At 53.8% G+C, this 20,211-nt stretch carries 19 protein-coding genes, 1 tRNA gene and 1 pseudogene; 18 read left to right on the top strand and 3 right to left on the bottom strand.

The annotated features are described in order from the left end of the window. Nucleotides 1-137: 137 nt before the first annotated feature. A complete protein-coding gene (locus tag J2Z18_RS12920) occupies nucleotides 138-356 on the top strand; it encodes a hypothetical protein (protein WP_007127734.1) in 219 nt (72 codons plus the stop codon). 123 nt (nucleotides 357-479) lie between these two features. Beyond that, nucleotides 480-803 carry a carboxymuconolactone decarboxylase family protein gene (locus J2Z18_RS12915; protein ID WP_007127735.1) on the top strand — a complete coding sequence of 108 codons (324 nt, stop codon included), beginning with the start codon at nucleotides 480-482 and terminating at the stop codon, nucleotides 801-803. Between the two features lie 130 nt (nucleotides 804-933). Here the strand turns inward: J2Z18_RS12915 and J2Z18_RS12910 are convergent, their stop codons facing one another. Continuing rightward, nucleotides 934-1,350, bottom strand: coding sequence for a YhjD family protein (locus J2Z18_RS12910; RefSeq protein WP_028405202.1), 417 nt, complete (start codon nucleotides 1,348-1,350; stop codon nucleotides 934-936). Between the two features lie 182 nt (nucleotides 1,351-1,532). Here J2Z18_RS12910 and J2Z18_RS12905 point away from each other — a divergent pair. The 3 genes from J2Z18_RS12905 (at nucleotide 1,533) to J2Z18_RS30445 (ending at nucleotide 3,144) form a co-directional block, all read left to right on the top strand. Beyond that, nucleotides 1,533-1,616, top strand: a tRNA-Leu gene (locus tag J2Z18_RS12905). A gap of 339 nt (nucleotides 1,617-1,955) precedes the next feature. Further along, nucleotides 1,956-2,915, top strand: a complete 960-nt coding sequence (locus J2Z18_RS30895) for an SGNH/GDSL hydrolase family protein (protein WP_276824952.1) — start codon at nucleotides 1,956-1,958, stop codon at nucleotides 2,913-2,915. Nucleotide 2,916: 1 nt separating this feature from the next. Then, complete coding sequence (locus J2Z18_RS30445; RefSeq protein WP_245255961.1) at nucleotides 2,917-3,144, top strand: hypothetical protein; 228 nt, start codon at nucleotides 2,917-2,919, stop codon at nucleotides 3,142-3,144. A 221-nt stretch (nucleotides 3,145-3,365) separates the two neighbouring features. Here J2Z18_RS30445 and J2Z18_RS12895 read toward each other — a convergent pair whose 3' ends face one another. Beyond that, on the bottom strand, nucleotides 3,366-4,091 hold the full coding sequence (locus J2Z18_RS12895; RefSeq protein WP_210094803.1) for a type II toxin-antitoxin system prevent-host-death family antitoxin: 726 nt from the start codon (nucleotides 4,089-4,091) through the stop codon (nucleotides 3,366-3,368). A gap of 346 nt (nucleotides 4,092-4,437) precedes the next feature. Between J2Z18_RS12895 and J2Z18_RS12890 the strand changes: the two genes are divergently transcribed. The 4 genes from J2Z18_RS12890 (at nucleotide 4,438) to J2Z18_RS12875 (ending at nucleotide 7,518) form a co-directional block, all read left to right on the top strand. After that, complete coding sequence (locus J2Z18_RS12890; protein ID WP_210094802.1) at nucleotides 4,438-4,995, top strand: RNA polymerase sigma factor; 558 nt, start codon at nucleotides 4,438-4,440, stop codon at nucleotides 4,993-4,995. Then, nucleotides 4,964-5,971 carry a DUF4367 domain-containing protein gene (locus J2Z18_RS12885; RefSeq protein WP_210094801.1) on the top strand — a complete coding sequence of 336 codons (1,008 nt, stop codon included), beginning with the start codon at nucleotides 4,964-4,966 and terminating at the stop codon, nucleotides 5,969-5,971. Before J2Z18_RS12890 ends, J2Z18_RS12885 begins: the two co-directional genes overlap by 32 nt. A gap of 116 nt (nucleotides 5,972-6,087) precedes the next feature. After that, nucleotides 6,088-6,879 carry a hypothetical protein gene (locus J2Z18_RS12880; protein ID WP_210094800.1) on the top strand — a complete coding sequence of 264 codons (792 nt, stop codon included), beginning with the start codon at nucleotides 6,088-6,090 and terminating at the stop codon, nucleotides 6,877-6,879. Between the two features lie 150 nt (nucleotides 6,880-7,029). Continuing rightward, complete coding sequence (locus J2Z18_RS12875) at nucleotides 7,030-7,518, top strand: hypothetical protein (RefSeq protein WP_007127742.1); 489 nt, start codon at nucleotides 7,030-7,032, stop codon at nucleotides 7,516-7,518. A gap of 336 nt (nucleotides 7,519-7,854) precedes the next feature. Here the strand turns inward: J2Z18_RS12875 and J2Z18_RS12870 are convergent, their stop codons facing one another. Continuing rightward, on the bottom strand, nucleotides 7,855-8,361 hold the full coding sequence (locus J2Z18_RS12870) for a DinB family protein (protein WP_007127743.1): 507 nt from the start codon (nucleotides 8,359-8,361) through the stop codon (nucleotides 7,855-7,857). A gap of 393 nt (nucleotides 8,362-8,754) precedes the next feature. On the opposite strand from J2Z18_RS12870, the gene J2Z18_RS12865 reads away from it, so the two are divergent. The 9 genes and pseudogenes from J2Z18_RS12865 (at nucleotide 8,755) to J2Z18_RS12825 (ending at nucleotide 20,133) form a co-directional block, all read left to right on the top strand. Further along, nucleotides 8,755-9,939, top strand: coding sequence for a GntR family transcriptional regulator (locus J2Z18_RS12865; protein ID WP_007127744.1), 1,185 nt, complete (start codon nucleotides 8,755-8,757; stop codon nucleotides 9,937-9,939). Nucleotides 9,940-10,555: 616 nt separating this feature from the next. Next, nucleotides 10,556-11,851 (top strand): ABC transporter substrate-binding protein, encoded by a 1,296-nt coding sequence (locus tag J2Z18_RS12860; protein WP_007127745.1) that lies wholly within the window; start codon nucleotides 10,556-10,558, stop codon nucleotides 11,849-11,851. A 27-nt stretch (nucleotides 11,852-11,878) separates the two neighbouring features. Beyond that, the gene (locus J2Z18_RS12855; protein ID WP_007127746.1) at nucleotides 11,879-12,766 is read left to right on the top strand and encodes a carbohydrate ABC transporter permease; all 888 of its coding nucleotides are present in this window, start codon (nucleotides 11,879-11,881) and stop codon (nucleotides 12,764-12,766) included. Nucleotides 12,767-12,794: 28 nt separating this feature from the next. Continuing rightward, nucleotides 12,795-13,727 carry a carbohydrate ABC transporter permease gene (locus tag J2Z18_RS12850; protein WP_007127747.1) on the top strand — a complete coding sequence of 311 codons (933 nt, stop codon included), beginning with the start codon at nucleotides 12,795-12,797 and terminating at the stop codon, nucleotides 13,725-13,727. Between the two features lie 18 nt (nucleotides 13,728-13,745). Further along, nucleotides 13,746-14,813 carry a glycoside hydrolase family 76 protein gene (locus J2Z18_RS12845; protein WP_007127748.1) on the top strand — a complete coding sequence of 356 codons (1,068 nt, stop codon included), beginning with the start codon at nucleotides 13,746-13,748 and terminating at the stop codon, nucleotides 14,811-14,813. A gap of 17 nt (nucleotides 14,814-14,830) precedes the next feature. Further along, on the top strand, nucleotides 14,831-15,916 hold the full coding sequence (locus J2Z18_RS12840) for a glycoside hydrolase family 76 protein (protein WP_210094799.1): 1,086 nt from the start codon (nucleotides 14,831-14,833) through the stop codon (nucleotides 15,914-15,916). Between the two features lie 27 nt (nucleotides 15,917-15,943). Then, a pseudogene (locus tag J2Z18_RS12835) lies at nucleotides 15,944-16,063 on the top strand (carbohydrate ABC transporter permease); the annotation flags it as partial. Nucleotides 16,064-16,088: 25 nt separating this feature from the next. Next, complete coding sequence (locus tag J2Z18_RS12830; RefSeq protein ID WP_210094798.1) at nucleotides 16,089-17,357, top strand: glycoside hydrolase family 125 protein; 1,269 nt, start codon at nucleotides 16,089-16,091, stop codon at nucleotides 17,355-17,357. Between the two features lie 34 nt (nucleotides 17,358-17,391). Next, a complete protein-coding gene (locus tag J2Z18_RS12825; RefSeq protein ID WP_210094797.1) occupies nucleotides 17,392-20,133 on the top strand; it encodes a carbohydrate-binding protein in 2,742 nt (913 codons plus the stop codon). The last annotated feature ends 78 nt before the right edge of the window (nucleotides 20,134-20,211 follow it).

The raw sequence follows: 20,211 nt of genomic DNA, 5'->3' as shown, positions 1-20,211 counted from the left end.
AATTTTATTGTCAGGCTAGCGTCTTTAGGCGCAGTTTGGCAACAAGGGGTTATACCCCAAGAGCAAACCACCCGTTTGACGGGTGGTTCTGATTGCAGGAAATGCGCATCCTATTCTAAGGGAGGGAATGATCGACTATGATTAGCGATGAACGGCTGGACGAGCTTCGCTTGTCCGGCGACCTTGTTCGGGTTGTCCGGGACGGCCTCGAGAGCAATGATATTATCGGCTTCGTCGTGGCATGGGATCCCCAGCATGTCATTATCCGCCGGAGAAATCGGCGCGTTGTGAAGCTGGACCGGAATTACAGCTACCAGCTCAAGAGCGAGCCGCGGGTAAGCCCGATTGAACCATAGGGCAGAGGATAAGCAGATGATAAGCAGGCAATAGGCAGGGCATAAGGCATAGATCAGCCGAACGTCGGACATCTTAAGCTGGACGCATGATTATTCAGAAAAGGTGTGATTAGACGCTTGGACATGATCAATGACAAAGTAACAGCTTACAAGAATGAAATTCTCAATCTGAAGCAGAGCATGCCGGAGATGGCAGAGGCTTATCATCATTTCACGGGCGTGTGCTTCCGTGAGGGAGAGCTGGACGAGAAGACGAAGCAGCTGATTGCTCTTGGCATCGGTTTGTTCGCGAACAATGAGCTGTGCACGTTCTATCATATGGAGGAAGCTCGCTCGAAGGGGGCTACGGAGGCTGAAATTATGGAGGCCGTAGCGGTCGCTTCGGCTGCAAGCGCAGGACATGCCCTGTCGCAGGGTCTGACCCGGGTACAGCACCATCTGCAATAGCCTCTAAGGAAACAACCGTCTGTTCCGAATGGATTTCGGGGCAGACGGTTGTTGTTATGTTGTGGACACCGATGGGACCCGATTCATTAAGATCAAGCAAGGTCATCCGTGTAGTCCAGTGGTAATCCGCTCAGCGGACTGGGGCGGCCTCAGCGGGAGTTAGGACGCCTTCTTCCGCCTCCGAGGTGGGCAGATTGAGGTAGGCCCGCATGCGGTCCATCATCTCCTCGCGAAAGGAGGGCCATAGAATGTTGATCGATCCAATGTAGCCCCTGCACGCATAGCGCGCCTCGATTCCTTCCTTGCCCTGACCGATGTCGAACACCTTGATCGCCCGCTTCGCGAATTCCTGCTTCACTTCACGGAGAAGCACGGCCGCCCGCTTCGCTCCGTTGCCGACCACCTCCACATACAATTGCGGGGTCTTGAAGACACCGCTCTCCTGAATGATTCGGCAATCCCGCTCAAACACCTTATGAATGAACATCAGAAGCAGGTAGCTCTTAATCAACGCCCGCTCCTCTGAGGTAACAGCCGGTATGGCCATTAACTTCACCGCCTTTATATAGAAATTGGATATATTATACGAACTTATGTTCTTATTTTAACCGAACATCCATGGTTTAATCAAGTTTTAAAAAAAGTGTTGACTCCCTATTATTACCGTGATATTATATATCTTGTCGCCGCTGATAAGAGCTTGTCTCCGAATAGCGAAGAACATGATACGCGGTCGTGGCGGAATTGGCAGACGCGCACGGTTCAGGTCCGTGTGGGCTAACCCCCGTGGAGGTTCGAGTCCTCTCGACCGCATACCTTATTTACCATGAAGAAGCTCTTGAATTTCCCTTGTGGGAGTTCAAGAGCTTTTTTGTGTGCTTCCCAAAAAAGCCTTAAACTGGTTGCTGGGTTCCAGGAGGCGCCGGGCAAGCTGTTAGCATCATGATGCGTAAAAAAATGAACACAATTCCACCGGATTGATCTACAATGAGCATTAGGCCGGATAACAGGACAACTGGCGGCCATGAGCATCGGCCGATTATCAGCAGTCGATGCCGGTGGGGAACGAGGCCGACGATAGATTAAGCAAGAAGCGGAACTGCAAACGATTCCCGCAGATTCCCAAGATCATAGAGCTGAGGGTGAGACATTGTGAGAGGAAGATATGCATCATTAACGGTAGTATCAACGGCAACCAATTTTATTATGGAGCAAGGGGATGGAAGTACACGTACATATCGAACCTATATGAAACCGAGAGAGTCCGGGCAGCTGGAGCTGAGATTTTGGCATAGCAACTCGGTCGATTCTACTTGGGATGTTGGTTCGGTCGCAAAAGGGAGCATGCCTGGGGGAGCGTGGCGCATTGAAGCGGCTTATGCTGCCGATGGCGGCATGGGCCGAGATGGACAGGTTGTACCTGGAACCAGCGTACAAATTACTTTTGACGGGAAGTCCGGTAAGGAGGTGGCTCCCGGCGAGACGTTCTGGAGCGATCCGGTACAGCTCGAACTGCCCGATGGACATGATCTGGCGTTCACGTGGACGATTAGGACGCTCTCCCCGGGGAAATCGGTGCCGTACAATACGGAGGGGCTGCTCGTATCAGCTTATGAGGCTGAGGGAAACCTGACGGATGACGAGCTTGGAACAGCGTTCATGCCGGCAGAGAACCGTTTGGTCATGCCAGCATTTATAGGATACGCCCGACCGGTCAAGCAGCGGATGATCTTCCTGGGCGATTCCATTACCCAAGGCGTAAGAACGGCTAAAGACGGCTACGATTACTGGGTAGCCCGAATTGCGGATGGCCTATCGCCGGACTACAGCGTATGGAATCTGGGTTCCGGCTGGGCGAGAGCTTATGACGCTTCGGCAGATGGCCCGTGGCTCGCGAAGGCAGCGAAAGGGGACGTTGTTGCGATCGCGCTCGGCGTCAACGATATCGATATCGGAGCGAGAAGCTCCCGGGAACTGCTGGATGACTTGTCCGCGATTGTAAGACGCTTAAAGCAGAGGGAGGACGGGACGAAACCGCGGATTATCCTCTTCACTGTACCTCCGTTTCAATTTTACCGGAGACAGGGAAGAGGTATGGCGTACCGTCAATGAAGTGATTCGCACCCGTCCTCCGGAAGGCGTGGACGCCGTGTTCGATATCGCGGAGATCCTGTCCTGCCCGGCTCCGGAGGAGCATCAGATCGAGCCGAAGTATATGAGCTCTTCCGATGATCCGCATCCGAACGGGCTTGCGGGTGCGGTGGTTGCCGAAGCTTTCCTGAAATGGTTTGAAGCGCAGCCGAAAGACCAAAACGCCCTCATGCAAGATTTATCCAAGTAAACAGCAGCAGGTATGCCTGATTCCGGAAGGTAGTTAACCGAGCAGTTAACTGATCTTAAGGGAAAGCTGGTCCCTTTTGTACAGATCTGCGAATATGGCGGCAATAACCGGCGTTTTCGCTTACCAGCCTCAGCACCAATCTTTTATCGCAGTGTAGCGGCGGTTTCATAAGCTAGGAAGCAGGTGGCCGAAGGGGCCCCTGCTTTTTTTATATGCAAAGCTCAAGCAAATAAATCTTGCGTTGAAACCTGTAAGCCCGGGTAAAGTGCGGATTCCACAAAAGGATCATGGGCCCCCGCGTAATAGCTCACATCCGCAATCTCCCCGTCTAACAAGGAATACACCGTGACTAGAGCTTTCATCGGATCGACGATCCAATACTCCTTCAAGCCGCATTGCCGATAGAGATCAAGCTTCGGGATCATGTCCTTGCTTCGCGTGGACGGGGATAGCACCTCGATGACGAGATCAGGCGTGCCCATATATTTTCCCCTCTCATCGATCCGATCTTTGTCGCAAATGACGACCAGATCCGGCTGCACGACACAGATGTTTGTCTTCTCCTTCTCTAACGTAATATCGAATGGAGAAGTCAGGGGAGTGCAGGGTTTTCCTTTAAACCAGTTGTAAAAGCTGCCGTGCAGTTCAGTGACCGCGTGTTGGTGTTTGTATGAAGGGGAGGCCAGGTTATAGACGATCCCGTCGATCAGCTCGTAGCGCTGTTCCGAGCTTTCGGTCAGCTCCAGAAATTCCTCGTAGGTGACTCTGTCGTTGTCAGCCGTATACCTCGCAGCTCCCTCCCTTAGTACAAGTTCATTTGCGTCGGTATAGGTTGTTAATTTGGCAACATCTCTGCCGTTCTTCGTCACGATGATTTCCTCGCCCGCCTCGGCAAACTTTAGATATTTTCCGAAATGGTTTTGCATATCGGTGGAAGGCACTCGCATACATTTCACCTCGAATTAGCTAATTTAATGAAATATTAGCTAATTCTGAGATGGGAATCAACGAAGATAGCTAATTTGTTGACGAAATCCATATTCCGAACTAAATTGGAAGAAGAAGGATTTCGGTTTTGGGCCAAAGCATAGTTACATCAAAGGATGAAGAAGAGGCGGCCATGCATTAGGAGGGTCGTCTCTTTTTTTGCGCGGTTAAGCGGTCATCGCGTTTGTCCGCATGGCTTCCCTATGGGGCGTCTATTGGAAGCATCGTTCATGAAATAACGAAAGCGGGAATAAGTGTCCCTTTTGCTGCCGCTGAAGTGTTTTATAGTAGGAAGGAGGCGGCTTCATGGAGTCTGCGGAAAAATGCGTAATGGAAGTCCAAGCGGGCGAAATTCAGAAGTATGTACATATCGTGGAAGCATTCCAGGCTCCGCTGTACCGCTACTGCACCCGGATGTTGGGGAACCGGCAGGAGGCGGAGGATGCAGTGCAGGACATTTTGATCAAAGCGTTTGAAAAAATAGAAGGGTATGAGCCGACAGGCAGCTTTTCATCCTGGTTATACAGAATCGCATATTACCATTGTCTGAATTTACTTCGTAAGCGTAGCGTTCAGCGCAAGTTCCAGCGTTGGTTCCGGCAGGATACAATAACCGAAAGCGCAGAGCAAACGATAACCGGACGCTTATTCGGGGAACCGCTGGCTTCCGCCATCACCTCGTTAAATGCGGAGGAGCGCAGCTTGCTGATCTTACGGGCGCTTGAAGAGAAGTCTTTTGCCGAGATAGGAGAAATTTCGGGGAAGAGTGAGGGAGCGGTCAAGAAAAAATACGGCCGGTTGAAGCTGATGGAGCAGAAGGGAGGAGCAGGTTATGCGCAAGGCCAAAGCTACACTTCAAGATGAAACGATCAAGGGACTTCTCGTTCGGGGGGAGCCGGAACCCATTGATGTACGCCTAAACGTGATGGACCGGGTTCGGGAGATTCATGAGCGGCGCAGCGGCAAAAACAAGGCTCGGCACCGGACTGGAGCTGTTGTTACAATCACCTGTCTCGTTCTTGTGCTGACCTCCTTAACCGGCTACGCGGCTTCCCGGTATGTGCAAATTTTGAACTCCAAAGGGGAAGTGGTCGTTCAAACGAAGGAAATTCGAGAAGATAAGTATACGCCGCATGCCAAGACGTATATGAAGATGCGGTCCGCATACAAAGAGGATGTCCTGAAGCAGCTCAAACCGGGAGAACTGGCGGCTTATTATGTCCATGACGAAACACTGAATGCTTACGATACAGGCAATAGGGTTCAGACCGTATACCAACCGATTGTGTACAAAACTTATGCGGAATTGAAGAAGCAGCTTGAAAACACGGCTGGGCCGCTGCTTCCTGAGCCCAGATATTTGCCAAAAGGTTACACCTTTGCAGCAGGTAAGTTATTTCCTAGTATTACGGAAGGGGAGGCCGATCTGGATCATCTGAAGAAGCTGGAGCCGGAATTTATCCGGATGGCGGAATCCTCCTCCAACGGCACCAAATTGTTCATCAAGAAGTTGTCTTGGAATAAAGCGGGCAGTGCGAATGTCAGCTATACCAACGGGGAGGATACGATCCATATAACCGCCTTCGTACGGAAAAAACAACCCTCCTCGGTAGTAACCAGGAATCCCAAGGGCGTGTCCGTTGAGAAGCTGACGGCAGGCGGGCATGAGATGGTTTATATGGAGGCATCGGCAGCTGCATCGGTTGACGAAGTTTACTATAAACATAAGCTGGAATGGCTTGATGAGGAGGGTGAGGTCTTTTATAGCGTTTTCGATAATCAGGGCAGCACTCTGTCCAAGTCCGATTTCATCCGGATCGCAGCAAGCATGGTGCAATAATATCATTCCAAAGTGTCCCTTTTCAGGCGGTACAGGTGTTATACAAGTAAGGGTTTTGCAAATAACCCGAAGGAAATAAAACCATGTGCCTGTTTTGGCCGAAAGGAGATTTACCCGTGAATCTTACGAAAAAAACGATTATTGTCGCTGCAGGTTTCCTGCTGGCGCTGAGCTCGGCAAGCGGTTATACGGCGGGTGCCGCCGCCGCACCGCAGAAAGCGTCCAAAGCCCAGACCGCTTCGAGTAAGGAGCGTCTCGAGCTGCAAAAAAAAGAAGCATTTGCCATACACTCCAAAGCGAAGAAGCCGGGCGAGTTAACCGTTATGTATGATGGGACTGACAATACGCTTTCATTTAGCTTTTACTCCATAACCAGCACGGATTACGATGATTATTCGAAGCTGGTGTCTAAATACAAAGCCCCGGCGTTAAAGCAGCCGGAATGGCTTCCGGAAGGGTATGCTTTTCAATCCGGCGATATCGTCCCTCCATACTACGATTCTTATAGCGAACCGTATCAAGATATGCTAAAGGAACTCAAGGCCGAAGCGAAAGGAAAGAAATATTACGCGAAAAAAGTAAAATGGAGCGAAGCAGGGGGAGCGGCTCTCCTCTTCTCGAGAGATTCAGATATCATCCGCATCAGCGCCAAAAAGATATACCCGTTCGTTACCGAAATTACACGGGTGCCCGGGAAAGGCGAGAAGTTTGAAAGGCTGAGCATAGAAGGGGTCGATGCTCTATACGCTACGAACTCGAACGCTCTTTATTCCACGAAGTTAACATGGGAGGACCCGGAAAAAGGGCTGGAATACGAGATTTCTACCTATAAGACAAGTCCTCTGACGAAAGAAGCGCTCGTATCGATTGCGGAGAGCATCATATCGAGTAAATCTCAGAATCCATAAATCTGATCCAAGAGTCTGCCTTCCAGGCAGGCTCTTTGTCAGCTTCTTCGAAGGGGATTACCCAAACTATAACAAATATCTGTTTTTTATATTCCAATTGAAAACAAAAGCACCTCTTATTACGTCAGTGTGATTAGGAGGTGTTTAATCTTGAAAAAGTTCGCTATGATCTTCCTGTTGTTTATACTCGGTTGTCAGTCTGTTGAATCCGAACGATCCCTGGCTGATAAAGCAGAGACCATTCCTTCATCTACGTCAGAAGCAGAGCAGTATCCAGTTGCGGTTGATGTTATTGTTCCGGAGCAAGTGGGGGTTAACGAGTCTTTTACGATGAATGCGGAAATTAAAAATACAGCGGATGAAATGCTTGAAATTACTACTGGAGATCCAGTGTTTTACTATATTATTCGGGACAGCACGGGCAAGGCTATAAATACGGTTGCCAGAACGGATATCGGAATTGTACGGACTATAGATATGAAAGAGGTAATAGTAGAGAAGCATTCTTATCGGTTTAAAAATCCGGGGATATATGAGATCTCGGCAGTCCTTGAATTTACACTTCATTATGGAGACGGGAGCAGTAAAGTATACGAATTGGAAACCGAGCGAAAGAAGATTCAAGCGCTTGAGGATTGAGCTCCGTTAGGACGATTGCACTCCCGCCGAAGGAACAACTGCAATTTGTAACAGCGGCAATCCTGCGCTTATTATTCCAATATCCAACTAATAGCTTTTACATAAAGCTGTTGGTTATCTTTTGTGTGATTCGCAGTTTTGCAGTAAATTGCAGTACAGAAGCAAGTGGTAATACACCGAATGTCTTAACTATTCCCCACCGGAATGTTCCATGTCCCCTGCAGCAACAACAAAAAGGGCCGCCCCCCAGGCAGCCCTTTTTTCTCCCACCGTTAATATAGCAATCCGTTTAAAACAGCGAAGCAGTGAGCACTGCTCCTGCCACAGCGACAAAACTTAAGCCTGCTCTCTTGCCGCTTTCATCGCTGCGGTCTCTTCCTCATTCGGTCCATACACGCCCGGCGCTGCCAGTCCGGCTTGACGCATCAGGATCGTGAGCTGGCCGCGATGGTGGATCTGGTGACGCACCATTTTGTCCAATACGCCGGCATTGGTGGTGTCGATGAAGCCAAACAGCTTAACAGGCTCCCGCAGCTTGTCCTCCTGACCCTCCCATTTCGTGCGGAATTCCGCAATGGACGATTCGTTGGTACGGCGGTAAGCTTGGGCGATGGCCGCCGCGGAGCTTCCCTCGGCTGCCGGGATCTCCTGCTCCAGCCCGATTTGATTAAAGAATACGCTGACGCTCTGGGTGATATGCCATGCGATTTCGCCGAGCGTACGCGGCTGTGCCTCTGACACGGCCTGGCTCAATGAGGCGTCTGTCAGCTTGTCCAGCACCTGCAGAGTAAGATCAGCTTCCTGTTTCCAATCGTTCAGAAATTGTTCGACGGTTGCATACATGATACATCTCTCCCTTTAATTCATGATCAATTCTTAAGCAATGCTTTCAATTCTTATAGCTTTTCCAAAAAATACTACATCTATATTGTACTGTAGTATTGATAACCATGCCAGCGGAGTGTGATGAAGTTAAGGCTCGACCAGAGTGAGCATAAGCGCCACAGCTCGGGGGCTTCAGCACGGGATTAACAAGAGTGTCTGTGACAGGTTCAGCCAAGTCACGGGCCTCTTTCTTTTTCACACGATGTTCCTGCAAGATTGACTCCTTGTCGCCGCGTTATCACTAACATGGGAGATACGGCTGGCTGTTCGCAACGATTCGACAACGATAATATATCATGATATATTATAACATATATCAATTTCTTTTGGAGGAAACACGGGAGGATTGTCATGAATGAAACGACCTCGTCCAAACCGATGTACGAGAAGATATTCGATGATGTGAAGCACCAAATTATGTCCAATAGCTATAGACCCGGGGACCGGATTCCTTCGGAGAAGGAGCTGGCCGAAGCGTACAATGTGAGCCGGATCACGAGCAAAAAGGCGATGGAGCTGCTGGCAGCCGAAGGGATGATTGTGCGGAAGCCGGGGCGCGGCTCGTTTGTCGCCGATCCGGAGACAGGCATGCAGGAGGCGGCAGCGCCCGGGCGGCAGGACGGAAGCCGGGGAGTAAACGGGCATGGCCAGGAGCAGACCGTGAAGCTGATCGGCGTTGTGCTGACCGATTTTGCCGGCAGCTACGGCACCCGGCTGATCTACGGGATGGAGGATGCCGCGCGGGAACGGGATTGCTTTCTGGTGCTGCGGCGGACATTCGGCGTTCAGGAGAACGAGGAGGACACGATCCGCAAGCTGCTGCAGCTTGGGGTGGACGGACTGATCGTGTTTCCCGCGCAAGGGGAGTTCTTTAATGCCGAGATCCTTAAGCTGGTGATCGAGCGATTCCCGCTTGTCCTGATCGACCGTGAGATCAAGGGAGTGGCCGCGGCGTCGATCAGCACCGACAACACGAAGGCGGCAACGGAGGCGGCGGAGCATCTGTTCGATCTCGGGCATACCCATATTGCCCTATTGTCCCCGCCTCCGGTGGATACGTCTGCGGTGGAGGATCGGATTGAGGGCTTCGTCCAGGCCCATGCCGGTCGCGGCGTGGCCGCAGACCGGAGCTTGTGGATTTGCGATCTGACCTCCACGCTGCCCAACTCGTTCAACGACGAGAACATCGAGCGGGATATCGGGAGAATTATGAAGCATCTGCAGGAGCAGCCGGCGATTACGGCTATTTTTGCCATCGAATACTATATCGCGCTCCTGGCGAAAGAAGCGGTAACCCGCCTTGGACTTAGCATCCCGGAAGATATTTCGATTATTTGCTTTGACAGCCCGCAATTCCGCATCGGAGAAGGGTATGCCTTCACGCATATGCGACAAAGCGAGGAGGAGGTGGGCAAGCTGGCCGTAGAAAACGTGCTGGCGATCATGGAGCAGGAAACGGTCGCGAACAAAATCAAGCTTCCTGCACAGCTCATCCACGGGGAATCCACCGGTCCTGCCCGCGATGTGGGGAAGTAGCAAATAAGGGGGACACGCATAGCCGGTTATTCGACCATACCGTGCACGTGGTTAACAGATCCTATAGCAGAAGCCAAAAGGGGGACTTCGAAATGTGAAGTCCCCCTTTTCATTTCCGAAATTTAAATGGAGACTGGAACGTTACCCTAAGAGTTAGTTATGGACAGAGCAAGAAATAGTTCCACCCCACACACCCTTATCATCGTACCTATTAAGCACTGCCACCCGTCCTGCGCATTTTTAACCATCCTTAACCATTCTTAAGTGTGGTTATCGTGTTTACTCGGAGCTTTCTACAGACACACCTCTCCGTCACACATTCGCTCGTTTTACGTTTTCCTTTAACCTATATCATTTACATAACATGATATGGACCTGCCGAAGGGTTCAGAGGGGACTTTCAGGTTGGATTTATCGAAAATAACTCCATCACGTTTGCAGAAGCTAGCAAAAAAAATATATAGGCTGACGTAATGACATACTCATCCTATATATTCCATATCAGGACAACCCCGTTTTTCTTTATTGACATAATGATATGAGGTTAATATACTATATTTACTGAAAGCGCTTTATAATCAACTTGATGAACTTAAATCAAAGGGGAGGTTTATGTATGAGAAAGTGGCTGATCATGATGCTGACGGTTGTTATGTTCGGAGGGCTGCTCGCCGGCTGCGGAGGAAGCGGCGGAAGCAGCAGCGGCGGCGACAACGGGGGCGACGGTAAGAGCGGCGGTAAGGTTCAATTGACCTTTTGGGGCGATTGGGGCGGAGAGGGGCAGAAGCAGTTTGAGACGATGGTGGATGCGTTCAACAAGTCCCAGGACCGAATCGAAGTCAAATACATGCTGCAGCAGGATATGGTCACCAAGTTCCTGACGGCTGCAACGAGCGGCGGCGCGCCGGATATTCTGTTCTGGGACCGCTGGAGAACATCGCTGTACGCCCCGAAGAACGTGCTGCGGCCCATTGACGAGTACATGACCAGGGATGGTTTGAACCCGGATGATTTTTACGAGGAATCGTTAAAGGAGCTCACGCATGATGGCAAGCTCTACGGCCTGCCGTTAACGGTTGATGCACGCGCGCTGTTTTATAACAAGAAGATGTTTGCGGACGCGGGATTACAGCCGCCGACAACATGGGACGAATTGGAGCAGGCGGCCAAGACGCTGACGAAATGGAATGGCAGCAAGCTGGAGGTCGCGGGCTTCTCGATGGGCGATCCGGGACTGTTTAACATGTATCTGCAGCAGGCCGGCGGCCAGATGCTGACCGAGGACGGAAAGACGAATTTCAACAACGAGCAGGGCAAGCAAGTATTGGAGTTTTGGCAGCGCTTGCTGAACGAGGACAAAGTTTACAAAATCGGCTTTGAGGAAGGGCTTGGCGAAGGCAACGACGCATTTGTTACCGGCAAAGTGGCGATGCTGTACACCGGACCTTGGATGATGAGCACCTATAACAAATACGGCAAGGACCTGGATTACGGCATCGTGCCGCCGCCGAGCGGGCCGAACGGAGATCAGGGCAGCGTAATGGGCGGCTTCGGCCTGGTGATCCCGCAAGGCTCCAAGCATCCGGAGGAAGCGTGGGAGTTCATCAAATGGTGGACGGCGAATAAGGACAATGCACTGCTGTGGGCCAAGACCAGTCTGAATATGCCGGGCTTCAAGCCGGCGCTTGCGGATCCGTTCTTCACGGAGGACCCGCTGTGGAAGCCGTTTACGGAGACGCTGGAGTTTGCCAAGACACGTCCGACGCATCCGGGCTACTCCGTAATGGAGGAGAACGCCGTGATCCCGAATCTGGAGCTGTTCATGCAAAACAAGCAAAGCCTCGACGATACGCTGAAAAAAGCCCAGGAGCAAGGCGACAAGCTGCTTGCGGACAATGCGTCCGTGGAATAAAACGGGCCGATGAAAGGGGAGGAAACTATGGCATCCGTCAATAAGCTGGGGCGGCATCAAGCCCGAATGGCCTATCTGTTCATCACGCCAACGATGCTGCTGTTTGCCGTATTTATGGTCATTCCCGTCGTAATGGCCCTTTATCTCAGCTTCACCAACTACGACGTGCTGAGCAGTCACGATTGGGTGGGGCTGGATAATTACCGGCGGCTGGCGGGCGATACGCTGTTGTGGCAGACGTTTCTGAACGTCATGTATTACGCGGTGGTGTTTGTGCCGCTGAATCTGATGATTTCCCTGCTGCTGGCGATGCTGCTTAACAAAAGAAAAGCCGGGGTCAAGCTGTTTCGCACATTTTACTACTTGCCAACGCTAACCTCGGCCGTCGCTGCCGCGACCGTATGGATCTGGATGCTGCACCCGGAATATGGCCTGATCAACGGGCTGCTGGGGTACTTTGGCATTACGGGACCAGCCTGGGTATCGCAGACGGAAACGGCCATGCTGTCGATCATCGTCATGACGCTATGGCAATCGGTCGGCTCGAATATGATCATTTATTTGGCCGGCCTGCAGGGTGTGCCCGATTATCTGTACGAGTCGGCCCGTCTGGACGGCGCGTCGCGGTTCGCCTGCTTCCGCTACATCACCTGGCCGCAGCTGCGCCCGACCACGTTTCTCGTCAGCGTCATGGCGATCATCGGTGCACTGCAGCTGTTTGACCAGGCCTTCGTCCTGACGCAAGGCGGTCCGGCCAACGTGACCAAGACGCCGGTCTACCTGATCTATCAGCAGGGCTTCAACCAATTGCAGATGGGCTATGCTTCGGCACAGGCATTTGTGCTGGCGATGGCGATCCTCGTGTTTTCAATCATCAGCATGAGATTGACCAAAGCGGAGGAGCCGATCGTATGAGCCAGCAGCGGAAGGGAGGTCGAAAGCGATGATGGCGGAACATGTTCCCCAATCGAACGGGCATCCCCGGCCCGGTACTGAAAGGCTGGGAGCGCCGGCGAGAAAGAGAGGGCTGAACTTTATTTTTTACCTGATCAGCAGCGTGATTGCCGTAATGATGTTTTTGCCTTTTTACTGGAGCGTGCTTACCTCCTTTAAACCGGACAACGAGATGTTCAGCATGCCGATCAAATGGATAACGACCAATATCACGTTCGAGCATTACTACAATGCGTTTACAACGGTCCCGTTCGGCCTGTATTTCTGGAATTCCTTTGTGCTTGCGACAGCCGGGGTGCTGCTCAACCTGTTCTTCGGCTCGCTGAGCGGCTATGCATTTGCCAAACTGGATTTCAAGATGAACCAGCCGTTCTTCCGGATATTGCTGGTGTCCATGATGGTTCCAGGGATTGTGACGATGATTCCAAGCGTGTACGTGCTGCGGCATATTCCGTTTGTCGGCGGTAACGATTTGTTTGGCAGCGGGGGTCACGGACTGATGAACTCGTTTTGGGGCATTATTTTGCCGGGAGCCTCGGGGACGTTTGCGGTGTTCTTCATGCGCCAGTTCTTCCTGACGCTGCCGAAGGACATGATGGAAATGGCCCGGATTGAAGGCTGCGGCGAATTCAAAATATTTTGGCGAATTTATTTGCCGCTGACGAAGCCGGCGCTGGCTACGCTGGGCATCTTCACCTTTCAGGCAGGATGGAACAGCTTCCTGTGGCCGATGATCGTGCTGAACGACCCGGCCAAGGCGACGATTCAGATGGGATTGCAGGCGTTCTCTTACAATTATCAGACGGATTATGGACCGATGATGGCGGGGGCGCTGGTGGCGATTTTGCCTATCCTGGTTCTGTTCCTGATGCTGCAGCGGTATTTTATCCAGGGCATTGCATTTAGCGGAATCAAGGGTTAGGAGATAGGAGAGATCAAGATGAATGCAGCGATGACAGAGGTATGGCAAGAGCGGGCGGACCGGGTTCAGCGGGCGCTCGATAAGCGGTTCTGGAACGAGTCGATCCGTATGTACAACATTGAGACGCCGTGCGAGGGCGGGAAGTGCAATGATATTTTTCATTATTGGTGGATGGCCCATGCGGTCGATGTGCTGGTCGACGGACTTGAGCGCACCGGGGATCAGCGTTACGCTGAGCGGCTGCGGAATTTCCATGAGGGTATTCTGGCGCGGAACGGCTGCGTCTGGCCCAACGAGCTGTACGACGATATGGAATGGATGGCGCTTGCCTGGCTGCGGGCGTATCAAGCAACCGGCGAGCCGAAGTACAAAGCAGCTGTGAAGACGTTATGGGAGGACATCAAGACCGGCTGGAACGAGCAGATGGGCGGCGGGATCGCCTGGCAAAAATCGCAGCTGGATTATAAAAATACCCCGGCCAACGCCCCCGCGGCCATTCTGGCCATGCGGCTGCATAGGGAGTTTGGCAATCCGGATGATCTGGCATGGGCGCGGCGGATATACGAATGGCAGGAAGCGAATCTCGTCGATCCGGAGACGGGACTCGTCTGGGATGGCATGAACCGGACCGGGGACGGAGCGATCGACAAGGATTGGAGATTCACCTATTGCCAGGGCGTGTTCATCGGGGCTGCGGTGGAGCTGTACCGGGAAAGCGCGCAGCCCGCCTATTTGGAGGCGGCCATGCGGACGTTCCGTGTGGTGCAAAGCGAATTCACCGCACCGGAGACCGGTCTTCTGCCCGATGAAGGCGGCGGGGATGCCGGGCTGTTCAAAGGCATCCTGATCCGTTATTTGGCAGAGCTGGCCCGATCCGCGCCGGAAGCGGGGAACGTTGCGGCGTTCATCGCGGCTCAGGCGGAGGCGGCCTGGCGGTCGCAGGATGATGCGGAGGAGCAGCCGCTCTTTGGCACCGATTGGGGGCGCAGGCCTGAGCCTGACGAGACGGTACAGCTTAGCGCGCAGCTTAGCGGCGCGATGCTGCTGGAAGCGGCAGCGGAGCTGAAGCCCGGATTGCAGGGATAGGAAGAGGAGGGAAAGGGATGGAAGCACAGCGAAGCGGGCGTTTGGCGGCCGGGCAGGCCGCCCTTTGGGCGGAGCGGGCGGCCCGGATGCATCAGGACATGTTCGCCTGCTATATGAACGATGAGACCGGTATTCTCGATCAATGGTATCCCCGTTCGGAGAACCGGCCTGGCGACAACTTCTACTACTGGTGGCAGGCGCATGTCCTCGACGTCCTGGTGGACGCCTATGAGCGCAGCGGCGATCCGGCACTGCCGGAGCGGATTGGGCGGTTCTGCCGCAGTCTGGAAAGCTATAACGGCGGTACGTTCAAGCATAATTATTACGACGATATGGAATGGACGGCGCTGGCGCTGCTGCGGGCCTATGACGCATTGGGCGACCCGTGGTACAAGAAAAAATCACTGGAGCTGTGGGCGGATATCCAAACCGCGTGGAACGGGCATTGCGGCGGGGGAATGGCCTGGAAGAAAGACCAGCTCGATTACAAAAACACCCCGGCCAACGCCCCGGCCGCCATTTTGGCGGCAAGACTCTACCGGCGCTTCGGCGATGAAGCGGATCTGTCCTGGGCTAAGCGCATTTACGATTGGAACAAGGCTCATCTTGTCGATCCGGAGACAGGCTTTGTCTGGGACGGCCTCAACCGGCTGGGCGACGGCCGGATCGACAAGGACTGGAAATTCACCTACTGCCAGGGCGTGTTCATCGGTGCCGGGGTCGAGCTGTACCAGTGTACCGGCAGCGCGCAATATCTGGAGGACGCCCGGCGGACCGCGCAAGCTTGTTTTGACGAGCTTGCCGATCCGGACAGCGGCCTGCTGCCCGATGAAGGGATCGACGATACCGGGCTGTTCAAGGGCATCCTGATCCGCTATTTGCTGGAGCTGCTGCGGCTCGACCCGGAGGTTCCCCGGGTCCGCGGCATCATCGCGGCCAATGCGGAGCGCCTGTGGCGCGAAGGCATGCAGCCTTCGCCGCTGATGTGCGGGCCTGGCTGGGATAAGCCGCCGCGTCTGCCGGTGCAGCTCAGCGTCCAGCTTAGCGGACTGATGCTGCTGGAGGCAGCGGCTGCGCTGGAGGCGGGGAGTGATCAACCGTGAAAGGAGATGGCGGGATGATGAATGTGCTCCAATACGACCTTGAACTCGGCCAAAATCCTTGTGTCGATGATTCCGATTATGCTGATCTATCCGTTTCTGCAGCGGTATCTCATCCATGGCATCGTATTGGGGTCGGTAAAAGAATAATGGAAGTGAGCAGAGGAGAATGAGCATGACCAAACCCCTTAGTCAAACCGAGATTATCGCCCTGGTTGAACAAACGATGGGGCATCGCCCGAAGATTGTAGACATGTTTAAACGCTGTTACGAAAATACGCTGGAAACGACGATCCGCCGTCATGAAGACGGCACCGTATTCATGTTGACCGGCGATATTCCGGCCATGTGGCTGCGCGACTCCGTCAATCAGCTGCGGCCGTATCTGATTCCGGCAGCCGGGGACGAGGGACTGCGGGAGATTATCGAAGGCGTGCTGAAAAGACAGTGCGAGTGCATCCTGCGGGATCCCTATGCCAATGCATTTAATGAATTCGAGAACTTCCACGGCCACCATGACGATCTCACCGACATGTCCGGCTGGATCTGGGAGCGCAAATATGAGGTCGATTCGCTGTGCTATCCGATTCAATTGGCCTATTTATATTGGAAAAACACCGGAGAGACAAAGCATTTCACGGCAGCGTTCAAGCAGGCGGCCGAGCTGATTGTGCGCACGTGGCGGACGGAGCAGCGGCATGAGGAAATGTCTCCCTATACGTTTGAACGGCCGGGTGGCGGCCCTACGAATACGCTGGCAGGGAAAACCGCCTATACCGGCATGACCTGGTCTGGCTTCCGCCCAAGCGATGACGCCTGCGAGTATGGTTATCTGGTGCCGTCTAACATGTTTGCAGTCGTGGTGCTGGGGTATTTGCTGGAGGTAAACGAGCAGTTTTACCGGGACGAGGCGTTTGCGGAGGAGGTCCGTGCGCTGCGGGAGGACATCCGGCAGGGCATCGAGGAGCATGCCTTGATTGAGGATGCGGAGTTCGGTCAGGTCTACGCTTATGAGGTTGACGGACTTGGCGGGGTCAATCTGATGGACGATGCCAATGTGCCCAGCCTGCTGTCCCTGCCTTATCTCGATTATTGCGCCAAAGACGATCCCGTTTATGTGAATACGCGCAAGCTGATCCTCAGCCGCCGCAATCCTTATTATTACGAAGGGACTTATGCGAGAGGCATTGGCAGTCCGCATACGCCGAAGGACTACATCTGGCACATCGCCCTGTCCATTCAGGGCATCACGGCGACCGGGGAAGCGGAGAAGCTGGAGATTCTGGGCATGTTCGAGCGGACGGATGCCGATACGGGGCTCGTCCACGAGGGCTTCCATAAAGATAATCCGCAGCAATTTACGCGGGAGTGGTTCTCCTGGTCCAACGCCATGTTCGTTGAATTTGTGTTAAGCCTGTGCGGTTTGGAAATCAAAATGCGATAGTTTTGAAATAGCAAATCGAAACGGAGGTAATGTCGTGAAAGGGAATCCGGGAAAAAGGTCGTTATTGAGGTTGACTGCATTGCCATTGATCATGGCCCTTCTGCTGACATCAGTTATCGGGGCCGCCCCGGTCCGTGCCGCCTCGTTCGGACCGGCCGACGCGGACGCGGCGATTAAAGCGTTCAACGCCAAGTTTTGGGACCCGCAAGCGAAGTACTTCTGGGCCAATTCGAACCGCGGCGACAATTACCAGAGCTTCTGGGTCGAAGCGGAGCTGTGGGAGATGGTGATGGACGCCTATCTGAACACATCAGACCCGAAGCTGAAGGCCGAGCTTCGAACCCAGATCGACGACATCTTTGACGGCACGGTGGCTAAGCACGGCGAGGACTGGACGAACAATCCGTTTAACGATGACATCATGTGGTGGGCAATGGGCAGCGCGCGGGCTTATCAGATTACCGGCGAAGCCAGATATTTGGAGAAGGCCAAGTATTACTTCGACTTCGTGTACGATACGCAGTGGGACGACGAGTTTGCGGGCGGCGGCATTTGGTGGCTGAACAGCGAGCACAACACGAAGAACGCCTGCATTAATTTCCCGGCTGCCCAGGCGGCTGTATTCCTGTACGAAATTACGGGAGATCGGCATTATCTTGAGGCGGCGACCCGCATTTTCAGCTGGGGAAAAACGATGCTGACGGACGGGAACGGCAAAGTGTTCGACCGGATCGAGCTGGAGCGCGGTCCGGTGCCGGATTCCACGCATTATAATCAAGGGACATTCGTCGGTGCGGCGGTGGGGCTGTACCGGGCAACCGGGGACGAGACGTATCTGGAGGATGCCGTGAAGGGTGCCCGGTTTACGATGGACCGGCTGGTGGACGACAACCGGCTGCTCAATTATGAAGGGCCGAACGGGGATTTGAAAGGCGGCAAAACGATTCTGATCCGCAACCTGGCTTATTTGCAGCAGACGCTGGACGATCTCGATGACCGCGCCTATGACGATTTTGAGCGCGAATTCGACGCCTGGCTGGCCTTTAATACGGCTACGGCCTGGAGTCATCGCGGCGAAGAGGGGATCGTTGACGGGAACTGGGTGGGACAACTGCTCTCCGGCACCTATGAGTCTTGGTCGTCCGCGGGCGCGGTTCAAGCACTTACGGTTGTGGAGCCGCAGGAGGCTGCTCCGCGTTATCCGGTTAGGAACGCCTATTCAAGAATCGAAGCGGAAAAATACAATATCGGTAAAGGGTTCGTGCTGGAGGGGAGCCCGGAAGGCACGCTGCAGCTCGGCGGCATCCGTTCCGGCCATTTCGCTGCCTATAAGAACGTTGACTTCGGAACGGACGGCGCGATCGGGTTTATTGCCCGGGCCGCCAGCGGGACGGGCGGCGGCAATATCGACATCCGGCTGGATGGGCTGGATGGACCGCGGGTCGGCACGGTCCGCGTGGAAGGCACCGGCGGCTGGCATCAATTTATCGATGCAGTCGGCGTGCTTGAGGATGAGCAGGGGAATCCTGTGACCGTAACTGGCACGCATGACGTATATTTGGTGTTTAACCAAGTCAACGACGAATATCTGTTTAACTTGAACTGGTTTCGGTTTACCGAGAACGATCCGAGACAAACCGATGCCTATGCCAAGCTGCGGGCCGGTCAGCTGGATGGCGGCTCGGGCTTAAGCGTTAACGCCGAACACGGCTACCTGGAGGGAATTGCGGACGGCGCTCATGCCATCTATCGGGATATCGACTTCGGCAGCAGCGGTGCATCCGGCGTAACGATGCGCGTATCCAGCGGCCATAAAGGCGGCTCGATCGAGGTGAAGCTGGATAGTCTGGACGGACCGACCGTCGGCGTTGCCCGGATTCCTGCCCTGGGCGGCTGGGACGACTGGGTCGATCTGATGGCGCTCGTAGATGGGGAACAGGCTGTCGGCATTCATGACGTGTATCTTGTTTTTCACGGGACGGACGGCCAGGATTATCCTTGCAATCTCGATTGGTTCAATTTCACGACGGTTAAAGGCACGGGCCGGGATGCCTTCGGCAAGCTCGAAGCCGAGCATTATACGATCGGCAACGGGTTCGGCACAGAGCAGGGCGGAGGGCAGACGTATCTGGCGGGGCTGTTCGGCCCTAACCAGCCTTACGCGATGTACAACTACGTCGACTTTGGCGATACGAGCCCGGAACAGTTCCATGTTCATGCGGCCAGTGATACGGGCGGCGGCACGATTGAAGTGCGAATCGACAGCATGAACGGCCCGCTGATTGCCGCCGCTAAGGTCGACGGCACCGGCGGCTGGCATAACTTTGAAGTGTTCTCGGCGAACATTGCGACACCCGTCACTGGCAAACATATCGTGTTCCTGATTTTCAAAGGCTCGGATTGGCTGTATAACCTGGACAAATTTACGTTCGGCGATCCGGCCTTATTTACGGCCCCGACTACTCTGCCGGCGCCTGTGCCGGACGATGTGCCTCCGGGCGAGGTGGAGAACGTCCGGGCCCTTCGGGAGAACGGGCACATCCGGCTGTACTGGGATGGGCCGTACGATATGGACGGCAAGCTTGTACAGATCCGCCTGTTCAAGAACAAAAAGCAGGTGGGCGATACGCTTGAGGTACGGCGCGGGATTCAGACTGCGCTCCTGCCGGAGGTGAGAAATCCCCGGAACCATACCGTCACCTTCACAGCCGTGGACCATTCCGGAAATGTCTCCAAGGGGCACACCGTCCGGCTGGATGATTTAATAAAGAAATGACATGAACCAGACCGGCGTACCGCTTAAGCGGGCGCCGGTCTATTTTTGCTGGATCGTGTTCGGCCCATGGTCATGAGG

The organism is Paenibacillus lactis (assembly GCF_017873605.1).
Lineage (GTDB): Bacteria > Bacillota > Bacilli > Paenibacillales > Paenibacillaceae > Paenibacillus_AQ > Paenibacillus_AQ lactis.
This window is presented reverse-complemented; position numbering and strand designations above follow the sequence as displayed.